This window comes from Arthrobacter sp. 7Tela_A1 (genome assembly GCF_049311065.1).
In the GTDB taxonomy this organism is placed as follows: domain Bacteria; phylum Actinomycetota; class Actinomycetes; order Actinomycetales; family Micrococcaceae; genus Arthrobacter_B.
On the sequence record NZ_JAXIOO010000001.1, the window covers coordinates 129,386 to 143,214 of the forward strand.

General features: G+C 66.1%; 14 protein-coding genes. 12 read left to right on the top strand and 2 right to left on the bottom strand.

From position 1 onward, the window contains the following. Window positions 1-96: 96 nt before the first annotated feature. From TVB01_RS00630 to TVB01_RS00645, 4 genes are all read left to right on the top strand, one after another. Entirely contained in the window at window positions 97-2,946 is a 2,850-nt protein-coding gene (locus TVB01_RS00630) for a DNA translocase FtsK 4TM domain-containing protein (protein ID WP_422453297.1), read from the top strand. Between the two features lie 19 nt (window positions 2,947-2,965). Beyond that, window positions 2,966-3,571, top strand: coding sequence for a CDP-diacylglycerol--glycerol-3-phosphate 3-phosphatidyltransferase (gene pgsA, locus TVB01_RS00635; protein ID WP_422453299.1), 606 nt, complete (start codon window positions 2,966-2,968; stop codon window positions 3,569-3,571). Continuing rightward, entirely contained in the window at window positions 3,568-4,041 is a 474-nt protein-coding gene (locus TVB01_RS00640; RefSeq protein WP_422453301.1) for a CinA family protein, read from the top strand. Before pgsA ends, TVB01_RS00640 begins: the two co-directional genes overlap by 4 nt. Before the next feature lie 164 nt (window positions 4,042-4,205). After that, a complete protein-coding gene (locus TVB01_RS00645; RefSeq protein ID WP_091606131.1) occupies window positions 4,206-4,631 on the top strand; it encodes a helix-turn-helix domain-containing protein in 426 nt (141 codons plus the stop codon). A 68-nt stretch (window positions 4,632-4,699) separates the two neighbouring features. Here TVB01_RS00645 and TVB01_RS00650 read toward each other — a convergent pair whose 3' ends face one another. Continuing rightward, complete coding sequence (locus TVB01_RS00650; protein WP_422453304.1) at window positions 4,700-5,212, bottom strand: MarR family winged helix-turn-helix transcriptional regulator; 513 nt, start codon at window positions 5,210-5,212, stop codon at window positions 4,700-4,702. Window positions 5,213-5,299: 87 nt separating this feature from the next. On the opposite strand from TVB01_RS00650, the gene TVB01_RS00655 reads away from it, so the two are divergent. The 8 genes from TVB01_RS00655 (at window position 5,300) to dapF (ending at window position 13,171) form a co-directional block, all read left to right on the top strand. Further along, on the top strand, window positions 5,300-5,524 hold the full coding sequence (locus TVB01_RS00655) for a DUF3046 domain-containing protein (protein WP_422453306.1): 225 nt from the start codon (window positions 5,300-5,302) through the stop codon (window positions 5,522-5,524). A 210-nt stretch (window positions 5,525-5,734) separates the two neighbouring features. Beyond that, a complete protein-coding gene (gene recA, locus TVB01_RS00660) occupies window positions 5,735-6,799 on the top strand; it encodes a recombinase RecA (RefSeq protein WP_422453307.1) in 1,065 nt (354 codons plus the stop codon). A 172-nt stretch (window positions 6,800-6,971) separates the two neighbouring features. Next, window positions 6,972-7,400, top strand: coding sequence for a regulatory protein RecX (locus TVB01_RS00665; RefSeq protein ID WP_422453386.1), 429 nt, complete (start codon window positions 6,972-6,974; stop codon window positions 7,398-7,400). A gap of 108 nt (window positions 7,401-7,508) precedes the next feature. Next, entirely contained in the window at window positions 7,509-8,768 is a 1,260-nt protein-coding gene (locus TVB01_RS00670) for a coiled-coil domain-containing protein (RefSeq protein ID WP_422453309.1), read from the top strand. A gap of 81 nt (window positions 8,769-8,849) precedes the next feature. Further along, entirely contained in the window at window positions 8,850-9,668 is an 819-nt protein-coding gene (locus TVB01_RS00675; RefSeq protein WP_422453311.1) for a hypothetical protein, read from the top strand. 118 nt (window positions 9,669-9,786) lie between these two features. After that, window positions 9,787-11,319 (top strand): tRNA (N6-isopentenyl adenosine(37)-C2)-methylthiotransferase MiaB, encoded by a 1,533-nt coding sequence (gene miaB, locus TVB01_RS00680; RefSeq protein ID WP_422453388.1) that lies wholly within the window; start codon window positions 9,787-9,789, stop codon window positions 11,317-11,319. Beyond that, window positions 11,316-12,224 carry a tRNA (adenosine(37)-N6)-dimethylallyltransferase MiaA gene (miaA, locus tag TVB01_RS00685; RefSeq protein WP_422453313.1) on the top strand — a complete coding sequence of 303 codons (909 nt, stop codon included), beginning with the start codon at window positions 11,316-11,318 and terminating at the stop codon, window positions 12,222-12,224. The genes miaB and miaA overlap by 4 nt, the downstream gene beginning before the upstream one ends. Beyond that, on the top strand, window positions 12,221-13,171 hold the full coding sequence (gene dapF / locus TVB01_RS00690; protein ID WP_422453315.1) for a diaminopimelate epimerase: 951 nt from the start codon (window positions 12,221-12,223) through the stop codon (window positions 13,169-13,171). The genes miaA and dapF overlap by 4 nt, the downstream gene beginning before the upstream one ends. A 9-nt stretch (window positions 13,172-13,180) precedes the next feature. Here dapF and TVB01_RS00695 read toward each other — a convergent pair whose 3' ends face one another. Beyond that, window positions 13,181-13,792: a class I SAM-dependent methyltransferase gene (locus TVB01_RS00695; protein ID WP_422453317.1), complete on the bottom strand. Its 612-nt coding sequence runs from the start codon at window positions 13,790-13,792 to the stop codon at window positions 13,181-13,183. Window positions 13,793-13,829 lie beyond the last annotated feature (37 nt).

A 13,829-nucleotide genomic window follows, 5' to 3' on the forward strand; every position in this document is an offset into this window, starting at 1 on the left:
TTCCTTCCCCCGGCGGGCTGTCACCGGGGGAAGGAAAGCGGCTGCCTGGCGCGTATATTCGGGGTTTTGAGGCCTGCGTCCGGTAGCGTGGCCAGTATGGCGACTCGTACTTCCTCCTCCGCGCGCGGCACTTCGACCAGCCGGACTTCCTCACGGGGCGCCGGTGGTAAGACCGCAGCGAAGGGCAAGTCCACGGGCCGCGGCCAGGCTGCCAAGGCGGCACCCGAAGAAACCCTGCCCCTGCCCTTGCGTGCCATCCAGGGCGCCTGGATGGGCATCGCCCGGATCGTTGGCGCCGGAGTGCGCAAACTGGGCACCGACGTCGTTCCCGACCGGAACGTCCGCCGCGACGGCACCGGATTCTTCCTCATCCTCACCGCCCTGCTTGTCGCCACCGTTGAATGGTGGGCGCTGCGCGGTCCGGTTGCCGACGTTATCCACGCCGGTGCCGCAGGCACTTTCGGCTGGATGGCCGTCGTGCTTCCCTTTATGCTCCTGACCGCCTCCGTGCGGCTGTTCCGGTATCCCGAACGGCACCGCGCCAACGGCCGCATCAGCATCGGGCTGACCCTCATGCTCTGCTCCGGGGCCGGCATCACCCACCTGATCGGCGGCGGACCCGCCCTATCAGACGGATTCGACCAGCTCTGGGTTTCCGGCGGGATCGTCGGCTTCCTCGTCGCGGGACCGCTTTCCGCAGCCATCACCAAGTGGCCGGTCATCATCCTGCTGTCGCTGCTGGTGTTTATCTCCCTGCTGATCGTCACCGCCACGCCCTTCCGGCATATTCCGCTGCGGCTTCGTGCCCTGTACGAGCACCTCATGGGCCAGGACCTGGCCGCAGATGATCCCGAGGCCCACGACCAGAGTTACCTGTACGCCGCCGAGAAGCCCGAAAAGCCCAAGAAGCAGCGCCGCTTCGGAAAGGGCCGCAAGGACGATGAGGCGGATCATGCGGACGGCTACGCCGGGGATGAGGCCTTCGAAGCCGCACTCCTGCGCGACGAAGAGGAGCGGCAGGAAGCAGCCGCGGCCGAGTCCGCGGTACCTCCGGGAGTCCGCCGTCCCACGAAGGCGGAACTGGCCACGCAGAAGCTGCGCCGGGACCAGGGCCTCGAGGACGCCGAGCCGCCCACTGAAGCCATCTCGCTGGTTCCGGAGGCTGCAGCCTCCCTCGTCGCAGCCCCGCCGGTGCCCCCGGTGCCTTCACGCCCCGTAGCCCATGTGCCGCCGTCGGCCCCCATTCCGCAGCGGACCGAGCAGCTCCAGCTCTCCGGCGACGTCACCTACACCCTGCCGCCGTCGGAGTTCCTGCCGTCCGGACCTCCCGCCAAGGAACGCTCGGAAGCCAACGACGCAGTCGTCGCAGCCCTGACCCGGACGCTTCAGCAGTTCAACGTGGATGCCCAGGTCACCGGCTTCTCGCGGGGACCCACAGTGACGCGCTACGAAATCGAGCTGGGCGAAGGCACGAAGGTCGAGCGGGTCACGGCCCTGTCGAAGAACATTTCCTACGCCGTTGCCAGTTCCGACGTGCGGATCCTCTCGCCGATCCCGGGCAAGTCAGCCATCGGCATCGAAATCCCCAACGCGGACAAGGAAGTCGTTGTCCTCGGTGACGTGCTGCGTTCGAATGCGGCACGCAAAACAGACCATCCCATGGTCATGGGTGTGGGAAAGGACGTCGAAGGCGGGTTCGTCGTGGCGAACCTGGCCAAGATGCCGCACCTTCTGGTGGCCGGTGCCACCGGCGCGGGCAAGTCCTCCTTCGTCAACTCGATGATCACCTCCATCCTGATGCGCTCCACCCCGGATGAAGTCCGCATGGTCATGGTGGATCCCAAGCGCGTGGAACTGACCGCGTACGAGGGCGTGCCGCACCTGATCACCCCGATCATCACCAACCCAAAGAAGGCAGCGGAGGCGCTGCAGTGGGTGGTCCGGGAAATGGATACCCGCTATGACGACCTGGCGAACTTCGGCTACAAGCACATCGACGACTTCAACAAGGCCGTCCGCAACGGCAAGGTGGTGCCGCCCGCGGGTTCCAAGCGCGTCATTAAGGCCTACCCGTACCTGCTGGTCATCGTGGACGAGCTCGCGGACCTCATGATGGTCGCACCGCGGGACGTCGAAGACTCGATCGTGCGCATCACCCAGCTGGCCCGTGCCGCCGGCATCCACCTGGTCCTGGCCACCCAGCGGCCCTCCGTCGACGTCGTCACCGGCCTGATCAAGGCCAACGTCCCGTCCCGCATGGCCTTCGCCACCTCCTCAGTGACAGATTCGCGTGTGGTCCTGGACCAGCCCGGCGCTGAAAAACTGCTTGGCCAGGGTGACGCACTCTTCCTCCCGATGGGATCCAATAAGCCCATCCGTGTGCAGGGCGCCTGGGTGACGGAGTCGGAGATCCACCGCGTGGTGGAGCACGTGAAGAACCAGCTCCAGGCCACGTACCGCGAGGACGTCACAGTCACGGCGCCGAAGAAGCAGATCGACGACGACATCGGAGACGACCTCGATGTCCTCCTGCAGGCCACCGAGCTGGTGGTGACCACCCAGTTCGGTTCGACGTCCATGCTCCAGCGCAAGCTGCGCGTTGGCTTCGCCAAGGCCGGCCGGCTGATGGACCTGCTCGAATCCCGCGGCGTGGTGGGCCCCTCCGAGGGCTCCAAGGCCCGCGACGTGCTGGTCAAACCGGACGACCTCGCCGCTACGCTGGCCGCTATCCAGGGCGGCGAACCGCTGACCGGCGCCGATGCCGCGGAGACCGCAGCGCTGGCCGACAACGCGAACGTGAACCACGGCTTTGAAACCGGGGGCCCCGTGGACCTCGTGGCCCAGGACCTCGAGTCCCGGCCGCAGGCCACCGACTACTACGACGGATCCGAGGGGAGTGGCGACGACGACGGATCCGAAGATGCATGGAATCTCACCGGACGGTGAATCCGGCTAGTCTGGTTTCGTGAGCAATTCTGGAGCCGAGCGGGTACCTACCCTCAACATCGCCAATGTCCTGACGGTCATCCGCATCGTCATGGTGCCCCTGTTTATCTGGTTCCTCGTGGCCGACGACGGGCGGGACGGACTTTTCCGCTGGCTGGCAGTGGCGACCTTCGCAGTGGCCATCTACACCGACAAGCTCGACGGCGACCTGGCCCGCAGCCGGGGACTAATCACCGATTTCGGCAAGATTGCCGATCCCATTGCGGACAAGCTGCTGATCGGCTCGGCCCTGGTGATGCTCTCCATCCTGGGTGAGCTCTGGTGGTGGGTAACCATCGTCATCCTGGTCCGGGAAATTGGCATCACCGTCATGCGTTTCGTCGTCATCCGCTACGGCGTCATGGCAGCGTCCCGCGGCGGAAAGCTCAAGACCGTGATCCAGACCCTGGCGATTTTCCTGTTCCTGCTGCCGCTCTCCTCCTGGCTGGGCGACTGGGCCTGGTGGATCAGCGCCACCGCGATGGCCGCCGCCGTCGTCGTCACTGTGGTGACCGGCATCGACTATGTCCTGCAGGCCATTAAGCTGCGCAGCACGGCACGGGGCGCAACCGGCCGGTCAGCGTGAACAGCACCGCGGCGCGGGTCGTCGCGGCAGCAGCTGCATCGGGCACGCGCGTGGCGTGCGCTGAATCCCTGACCGCCGGCATGGTGGCTGCCGAGATCGCCACCGTGCCGGGTGCTTCGGCAGTGCTGCAGGGCGGCGTCGTCGCCTACCAGAACGAGGTCAAGGCCGGCGTGCTGGGGGTCTCGGAAGAACTCCTGGCAACCGCAGGGTCGGTTGACGCCCGCGTTGCTGAACAAATGGCCTCCGGAGTACGGCGTCTGCTGGGGACGGAACTGGGCGTGTCCACCACGGGTGCGGCCGGCCCGGAACCGCATGACGGACAGCCCGTCGGCACTGTCTTTATCGGGATTGCCACCTCGTCCGGAGTACGCTCGCAGCGTTTTCGGTTCGACGGCGGGAGGGACTCGGTCCGGCGGCAGGCCTGTACCGCCGCGCTGGAACTGCTGGAGGCGGAACTGGTTTCCGCGTAGCCGCGGCAATGCGGAGCGTCCCGGAGTCCGCTGGCGGGGTGCGGGAACAAAACCGTAACGGCGTCAGTTGTTAGTATCAGGAACCACCAAGGTTTCAGGTTTAGGATCTAAACATTCCGCGGTTTCTCGCCGCGGACGGACCGATAAGGGAGCAGGACATACACATGGTGAAGCAACCCGTTTCCGTGAACGGCGTTATTCGCTGGCGGGATGTAGGGTTGGCGGAAGATGCACACCGGGAACCTAAGGAGCGCAAAATGGTAGTTCTACGCCACGAAATTGGTGATGTACTCCGCGACGTACGCCAGCGCCAGGGCCGTACCCTGCGCGAGGTGTCGCACAGTGCCCGGGTTTCCCTTGGTTACCTGAGCGAGGTTGAACGCGGGCAGAAGGAAGCTTCTTCGGAACTCCTGTCCTCGATCTGCAGCGCCCTGGATGTGCCTTTGTCCCTGATGCTTCGAGAGGTCAGTGATCGTGTGGCCAGCGCCGAAGGCGTTTCCATCCCCGACACCGTTCCTACGGAATTTTCGCGCGAGTTTGCCCGTGAATTCCCGGAGGACCTGGCTCGGGATCTGGCCCGCACGCCGTAACAACCTCGGGCAGCATCAGCTGCCCGCCCAAAGATCTCGATAAGGCCCCGTCCAGCCCGGACGGGGCCTTATCTCTGCAGTGGATCTTGGCTGGGGAGGGGGCCGGCGGCCGGTGCTGCCGGCGCCTCGGAGTTGTTGAGTTTATGCAGCAGCACGCTCAGCGCCTGCACCTCGTCTTCGCTCCATGCCTGGAGCAGGGCACGGAAATGTTTTTCGCGTGCGCGCTGGGTCTTCAGCAACTGATCGCGGCCGGAATCCGTGAGGCTGATGGCCTGGGCACGTCCGTCGTCGGGGTCCGCCTGCTTACGGACCAGCCCCAGGTGCTCGAGCATCACGATCTGCCGGCTCACTGAGGGTTTGCCCACCCCGATAGCCGCCGCTATATCGGTGAGGCGAAGCGGTCCCTGGCGCTGCAGGAGCACCAGGAGGCCGTAGGCAGCGGGCTCCAGATCCGGGTGGACAGCGCGGGCAACCCGCTGCGATGCTGCACGCGCGCGGCGCCACAAGACACTGAGTTCCTGTTCGAGGTCTTCTATGGCCGGAGTCGTGGCGGGAATGGTTGCCGGCAGCTTTTCGGTCATGGAGCCTATTCTAGGCGTCGGCCACGGGGCAGGATCCCGTCCCCCTGGCCAGGGCGGGCAGGCGGGGGAGCGTGAGAGGATTAAGCGATGCGTATCAGCGATTTTTGGCGGCTCATGGACGACGAGTTCGGGCCGGCGTATTCCCGGGTCCTTGCCTCCGACCTTGTCCTAACGGGCCTCGGCGGGAAGACAGCCAGCGAGGCCCTCGCACGGGGAGTGGAGCCCAAACGGGTCTGGCTTGCCGTGTGCGACATCCAGGATGTGCCAGACGAAAGACGCCTGGGCCGGGATGTGAAACCCAAAACCACCTAGGACACGCGGGCACGTCATTCGAATATCTGTTCGGATGCCGATATGCTCCTACACAGGGGCAGCACCCGGCCCGCCCCGCACCGGCTGTCCACATCGGCGGTACGCGGCGCAGCGATGTCAGTGCCGTCGCCTACGGTTACCAATGAGCAACCGATAAGCAGGCCCCCGGGCCGGGAACATCATTAACAGCCACAACAACAGAGGTGAAGAATGGCCGCTCCAGACCGCGCCAAAGCACTCGAAGCAGCACTGGCCCAGATCGACAAGCAGTTCGGCAAGGGCTCGATCATGCGGCTGGGCGACGAAACCCGCGCCCCCATCGAAACGATTTCCACCAGCTCCATCGCACTGGACATAGCACTGGGCATTGGCGGACTCCCGCGCGGACGCGTTGTCGAAATCTACGGACCCGAATCCTCGGGTAAGACCACCGTCGCGCTCCACGCCGTGGCCAACGCACAGAAGAACGGCGGCATCGCCGCGTTCATCGACGCCGAGCACGCCCTGGATCCGGAGTACGCGAAGAAACTGGGCGTGGACACTGACGCGCTGCTGGTCTCCCAGCCGGACACCGGCGAACAGGCCCTGGAAATCATGGACATGCTGGTGGGCTCCGGCTCCCTGGACATCGTGGTCATCGACTCTGTTGCTGCCCTCGTGCCGCGCGCCGAAATCGAAGGCGAAATGGGCGACAGCCACGTGGGTCTCCAGGCCCGCCTCATGAGCCAGGCACTCCGGAAGATCACCGGGCGCCTGAGCCAGACCAAAACCACGGCGATCTTCATTAACCAGCTCCGCGAGAAGATCGGCGTGTTCTTCGGCAGCCCCGAGACGACCACCGGCGGCAAGGCCCTGAAGTTCTACGCCTCGGTCCGCATCGATGTGCGCCGCATTGAAACGCTGAAGGAAGGCACCAACCCGGTTGGCAACCGTACCCGTGCCAAGATCGTCAAGAACAAGATGGCCCCGCCGTTCAAGCAGGCCGAGTTCGACATCATCTACGGCCAGGGCATTTCCCGCGAAGGCGGCCTGATCGACATGGGCGTCGAGCATGGAATCGTCAAGAAGTCGGGCGCATGGTTCACCTACGACGGCGACCAGCTGGGCCAGGGCAAGGAAAACTCCCGCCGGTTCCTGCGGGATAATCCGGAACTGGCTGACGAGATTGAACGCCGGCTCCGCGTGAAGCTTGGTGTTGACGCGCAGCCCGAGGAACAGGCGGTCAACGGCAAGACGGACACGGCAGCCGGCAAGGCCGCTGCCGCCGGCGCATAGCCTCAGCGGATGCAGCAGCAGCGGCGCCGCGGACGGAAGCCGGGCGGGGGGGGGGGGCCCCCCCCCCCCCCCGGCCTCGCCGGCCGATTCCGTTCCCGAAGCTGATCCCTACTCCGTCGCCCGCGCGATCGTCCTGCGCCAGCTGACCAGTTCCTCCAAAAGCCGCCGGCAGCTGGCAGACAAGCTTGCCGAACGGGACGTTCCGGAGGACGTGGCGGCCGCAGTGCTGGACCGCTTCGAGGAAGTGCAGCTCATTGACGACGCCGAGTTCGCTCAGATGTGGGTGCGCAGCAGGACACAGACCCGCTCCCTGGCCCGCTCGGCGATCCGGAGGGAACTCGCGGAGAAGGGCATCGCGCCGGAGCTGGCTGAAGAGGCCCTGGAGCAGGTCAGCGCCGACGATGAGTGGGAAGCGGCCAGGGACCTTGTCCGCCGCAAGCTACGCAACGCTGCCGTGCCCCAGGACCGCAAAGGACGTGACAAGCTCGTTCGCCGCCTCGTATCCATGCTGGCCCGCAAAGGCTACTCTCCGTCCCTGGGTTTCTCCGTGGTCGAAGAGGGCCTCGCAGCGAGGGCGGCGGAACGTGCCTCAGACGTTTAGCCCTGCAGCCCGTGCGGCATCAAGGGCAGCAACATCCCGTGCCGTATGCTGGGCAGCACTATGTTTACAATGAGGTTTCTGGGACAGAAGTTACGCTTCTCGTCCCTTATGGCCACGGCAGCTGCCGGTGCGCTGGCAGCTGCCTTGCTCGTCGCTGTGCCCGCTTCGGCCGCGGACTATCCCAGCTGGGAGGACATCGCCGCAGCCAAAGGCGATGCGTCGGCCAAACAGGCACAGGTCTCGGAACTGGAACGCCATCTGGCCGACCTGCAGTCCGAGGCAGGGGAGCTGGGCAACGCCGCCGTCGACGCGTCGAGCCGCTATGACGTCCTGCGCAGCGAACTGGAGGCCAGCGACGCCCGTCTCGGAGAACTCGCGGCAGCACGCAGCGCAGCGGCAGCCGAAGCAGCGTCCCTCAACAGCCAGGTCGGCGCCCTCGCGGCCCAGACGTACAAGACCGGCGGAATGGACAGCAGCCTCCTGTTTATCCTCGACGCCGAGGCAGGCACGGCGCATTTTGACCGGCTGGCTACGCTGCAGCTTGTAACGGACCGGACGGCACGTCTCTTCGAACAGGCGGCGGCAGCCGAAAGCACCGCTGCTTCCCTTCAGGAAGCCGAGGAAGCGGAGCGTCAGGCGCGCGAAACCCTGGCCCACGAGGCAGGGGAGCTTTATGAAGGAGCGGAAGCGGCCACTGCCGCGGCTGAGCAAGCCGTCCGTGAACAGGAAGAACGTACGGCGGAGCTGGTGGCCCAGTTGGCCGAGCTTAAGGACAGTACTGCAGAAGCTGAACTGAAGCGGCTGGAAGCAGCCCGGGTTGAGGAGTCAGTCCGTCAGCAGGCCGAAGCTGCCCGTCTTGCCGCGGTCAAAACCCCCCGGCCCGAGAATCAGCCTGTGATTAATCCCACGATTCCCAGGGGCCCCGAACCGGGTCCCGTACCGCCGCCGGTGCCTCCTGCACCCGCTCCGGCACCTGCTCCGGCACCCGTCCCGGTACCTCCGCTGACGGGGAATCCCGCACCGCTGCCCGTTGCGCCCCCGCCCCCCGCCGCTCCCGTAGATGACCCTGCGGGTGCTCAGGCGTACGCGGCCGGGGCCTCGTCCGCCTACGGTTGGGACGGCAGTCAATTCCGCTGTCTTGTAGACCTGTGGAACCGGGAGTCCAACTGGCGGACCAGCGCACATAATCCTTACAGCGGCGCCTACGGCATCCCCCAGTCTCTTCCAGGGGACAAGATGGCCGCCCTGGGATCCGACTGGCGGACGAACTACCGAACCCAGATCAACTGGGGGCTGATGTATATCAGCCAGAGGTACGGAAGCCCCTGCGCTGCCTGGGACCATTCGGAGCGAGTGAACTGGTATTAAACCCCCGGCGTTACCTTAACGCAACCTGAGCGTTATCGTTCCGCAATCTGTCCCAGAAATCCTGTGTACAGTCCCGGACTTATGACTGAAGTACACGGACGGCGTGAGCAGAGACGCCAGCGGACCATTGCCCGGCGCAGGAAAAGAATGAAGATTTCCGCCGGGGTTGCCCTGGGCACCTTGGCGATGGCCGGTACGGTGGGTGCTGCTGCGAGCGAGGATGACCTCCGTGCGACAGCCGGCATCCAGCTTGCGAGCATGGCGCTGCCGCTTCTGGATGATGGTACGGACGAGGCCGCGCAGGCTGCCGAGCCGGCGCCGTCGGACTCAGTGGAGCCGGGTCCGGCAGCTCCCGAAGCTGCCGGCCCAACGTCACCGGCGACTTCATCCGGCGACGAGGCAGCGGCAGTGGACCAGGCGGCCGAGCAGGAGGCCGCACGCGCCGCTTCCGCTGAGCTTGCGGCAGCGGAAGCTGCAGAGCAGGAAGCCGCTGAGCGGACAGCAGCTGAACAGGCTGCTGCCGAGGAAGCAGCGGCTGAACAGGCTGCTGCCGGCGAAGCCGCCCGGATCGCCGCCGCTGCTGTTCCCGTGGACGATCCCGCAGGCGCGAAGGCCTACGCTGCGTCGGTCCTCGGAAACCATGGCTGGGATGCCTCGCAGATGACCTGCCTGGATACTCTGTGGGCCAAGGAGTCCGAGTGGCTCACCAGCGCAACCAACGCCAGCTCCGGCGCTTACGGCATCCCGCAGGCACTGCCCGGGATCAAGCTAGCGGCCGCGGGAAGCGACTGGCAGACGAACTACCAGACGCAGATCACCTGGGGACTCACCTACATCCAATCCCGCTACGGCAGCCCCTGCTCCGCCCTGAACTTCCACTACGCCAACAACTGGTACTAATCCCGCCTTCCGCCGAGAGGGCAGAAGAAGCTCTTTTCAACGCTGGAAAGGCCTTCTTCCGGCCTTTCGGCGGAATTGGGGGCGCGGCGGCGCCGCGTCGTACCCTTGGATGGTGAGCCTGTCTGTATCCCGCCCCGCATCCGAAGAGACCTTCGACACCCGTCAGGAGGTCCCGCAGCGTACCTACCAGGTGCGCACCTTCGGCTGCCAGATGAACGTGCACGACTCGGAGCGCATTTCCGGCCTGCTTGAAGGAGCAGGATACGTGCCTGCCACCGAGGGGGACGCCGACGTCGTGGTCTTCAATACCTGTGCGGTCCGGGAGAACGCGGACAACAAGCTGTACGGAAACCTCGGCCAGCTGGCGCACGTCAAGGAGTCGCGGCCGGGCATGCAGATTGCAGTTGGCGGCTGCCTGGCCCAGAAGGACCGGGAGACCATCCTCGCCAAGGCACCGTTCGTGGACGCTGTCTTCGGCACCCACAACATCGGCGCACTTCCAGCCCTGCTGGAGCGTGCCCGCCACAACGACGCCGCGCAGCTGGAAATCCTCGAGTCGCTGGAGGTCTTCCCCTCCACCCTCCCGACCAAGCGTGACTCCGTCTACTCGGGGTGGGTATCGATCTCGGTTGGCTGCAACAACACCTGTACCTTCTGCATCGTCCCGTCCCTGCGCGGCAAGGAACGGGACCGCCGGCCCGGCGAGATCCTCGCCGAGGTCCAGGCACTGGTAGACGACGGCGCGATCGAGGTCACGCTGCTGGGCCAGAACGTCAATTCCTACGGGGTCGAGTTCGGTGACCGCGGCGCCTTCGCCAAACTGCTGCGCGCCTGCGGGAAGATCGAGGGCCTGGAACGGGTCCGGTTCACGAGCCCGCACCCCGCCGCTTTCACCGACGACGTCATCCACGCCATGGCCGAAACGCCCAACGTGATGCCCCAGCTGCACATGCCGCTGCAGTCCGGCTCAGACAAGGTGCTGAAGGACATGCGCCGGTCCTACCGGTCCAAGAAATTCCTGGGCATCCTGGACCGCGTGCGCGAGCAGATGCCGCACGCAGCGATCTCGACCGACATCATCGTCGGCTTCCCGGGGGAGACCGAGGAAGACTTCCAGGCCACCCTCGACGTCGTCGAACAGGCACGCTTCGCGACGGCCTTCACGTTCCAATACTCCAAGCGCCCCGGTACCCCGGCGGCTGACCTGCCCGACCAGCTGCCCAAGGCCGTCGTGCAGGAACGCTTTGAGCGACTCACCGCACTGCAGGACCGGATCGCTGCGGAAGAGAACGCCAAGCAGGTCGGCCGGACCGTCGAGGTCATGGTGACGGCCGCCGCCGGGAAAAAGTCCGCGGAGACCGGGCGCCTTTCCGGACGCTCCCGTGACCAGCGGCTGGTCCACTTCTCCGTCCCGGACGGAGCTCCGGTTCCCCGGCCAGGCGACCTGGTCACCGTCCCCGTCACCTCGGCAGCGGCGTTCCACCTGGTCTCAGATCCCGCCTCGACCGCTGACTACTCGCTGCGGCGCTCACGGGCAGGAGATGCCTGGGACCGTGCGCAAGCCGATTCCTGCGGTGCTCCGTCCCCGGCAGCAGCCGGAGCCCGTGCCGGTGTCCTGCTCGGCATGCCGGCCCTGCCTCCGCGCCAGTGAACGGACAAGACCTCCCGGTCCTCGCCGTCGTAGGTCCTACCGGTTCCGGGAAATCCGATCTCGGCGTCGCCCTGGCCGCCCGGCTGGGCGGGGAAATCATCAACGCCGACTCGATGCAGTTCTACCGCGGCATGGACATCGGAACCGCCAAGCTTCCCCCGGCCGAACGCGGCGGGATCCCGCACCACCTCCTGGACATCATGGACGTCACGGAAGAAGCCAGCGTCTCGGCTTTCCAGGCGCAGGCCCGCAGCCTTATCACTGACATCCGTTCCCGGGGCCGGTGGCCCATCCTCGTCGGGGGCTCCGGACTCTACGTGCGCGCAGCACTGGACGTCCTGGAATTCCCGGGCACGGATCCGGAGGTGCGCCGGCGCCTGGAAGCAGAACTGGAAGCGTCCGGACTCGAACACCTGCGAAGCCGCCTGGAGGCCGTTGACCCGGTCTCCGCCGGCCGGCTGGGCGATGCGCGGCGCGTGGTGCGCGCCCTGGAAGTCCACGAGCTCACCGGGCGTCCGTTCAGTTCCTTCATGCCAGAGCGCACGTACTTCCAGCCCGCCGTGCAGATTGGGCTGCAGGTAGAACGCAGCCTGCTGCACTCGCGGCTGGCCCTGCGGGTGGGACACATGGTGGAGCAGGGACTGGAAGAGGAAGTACGGCGCCTGGATGCGGCCGGACTGCGTACCGGCAAGACTGCCGGACGGGCCCTGGGCTACGCGCAGTTCCTCAAAGTGCTCGACGGCGAGTCCACGGTCGAGAAAGCAGCCGAGGACACCGTGGTGGCCACCAGGCAGTTCGCCCGCCGCCAGCTGACCTGGTTCCGCGCAGATCCGCGCGTGACATGGCTGGACTTCGACGATCCCCGACTGGTGGAGAAGGCCGCCGCCGCTATTCTTGAGGAGTGAGCACTCCTTCCCCCGCAGCCCTGTCCGCCTCCGGCCTTCCGCTTGCCCTTACGGGCCTGTCCTTTGCGAAAGGGCACGGAACCGGCAACGACTTTGTCCTCGTGGCAGACCCCAACGGGCTGTCAGAGTTCGCTCCGGCCGATGTAGCGGCACTGTGTGACCGGCACAGCGGAATCGGTGCCGACGGGTTTATCCGCGCTGTCCGTTCCGAACACCTGCCCGAGGGCCAGGCCCTGCTGCAGACCAACCCGGACGCCGAGTGGTTCATGGACTACCGCAACGGCGACGGCAGCGTCTCTGAGATGTGCGGCAACGGCGTCCGCGTCTTTGTGCACTTCCTGCTCGAAGAAGGACTGGCCGCGCTGGCCCCCGGTGAAGCACTGGCGATCGGAACCCGCGGCGGACTGAAGACAGTGACGCGCACCCCGGACGGATACGCCGTTGACATGGGACCGTGGGAGTTCATCTTCCCCGACCACGCCGCGGCCAAGGGCATGGACACCGTCGTGAACGCCGAGGGACTCGAGGTGCCCCGGCCGGGACTGTCGGTGAGCATGGGCAACCCCCACACCGTCGTCGCCCTGGCTGAACTTTCCGAACTGGCCGCAACGGACCTCACCAGGGCGCCGTCGGTGGAGCCCGTCCCCGACAACGGCACCAACGTGGAGTTCGTGGTGCCGGCGGAGCCGCTGGTGCTCGACGGCGTCGGCCAGCTCACCATGCGTGTCCACGAACGGGGTGTCGGCGAGACCCGCTCCTGCGGCACGGGAGCCTGTGCGGCAGCGGTCGCCACTCGCTTCTGGGCCGGTACCGGGGCCCCTGATGCCTGGAGCGTGGCTGTGCCCGGAGGAGTCCTCGGCATCCGCTTCCTGCCCGGCGCGGACGGCCGTGAGCATGTGGAACTCAGTGGACCCGCTGTGCTCGTGGCCCGCGGAACCGTGCTCTAGTCCCGCAGATTAGTCTTCCCGCGCCACCTTCAGGATGCGGAAGGACTTTGCCGTGCTGTGTCGGCTGACGTGGAAGCCCTCGCCCAGAGCGCTGTCGAGCCAGCGCTGCAGGGAGTCCGAACCAAGGTTTTTCTGGACCACCAGCCACGCTGTGCCGCCGGGGGCCAGCCGGGGAAGCCACTGAAGCAGCAGTGCGTGCAGTTCATCCTTGCCAATGCGAATGGGCGGATTCGACCAGATAGTGGCGAACCGCAGTTCGGGATCGATAGCCTCGGGCAGCGCGGCATGGACGTTGCCGAGCCCCAGTGTGGCAGCGTTGTCCCGCGTCAGGCCCAGGGACCGTTCGTTGACGTCGACGGCGTAGACCTGCGCCCCCGGCGACTTCAGCGCCATCGTGAGGGCGATGGGTCCCCAGCCGCAGCCGATATCAAGCAGGTTGCCCTCAGCTGACGGGTCGGGAATACCTGCGAGCAGTACCTGCGTTCCCTTATCAACGCCGTCGGGCGAGAAAATCCCGCCGGAGGTGGCCAAGGTGACGTCCCGACCGTTGAGTGTGACACGCAGCGGCCTGCGTACCTCTGGCGTGGACGGCTGCGAACTGAAGTAATGCTCTGAACCCATAACTATCCAGATTAGTGGCTTCCCGGCTCCGGGCAGC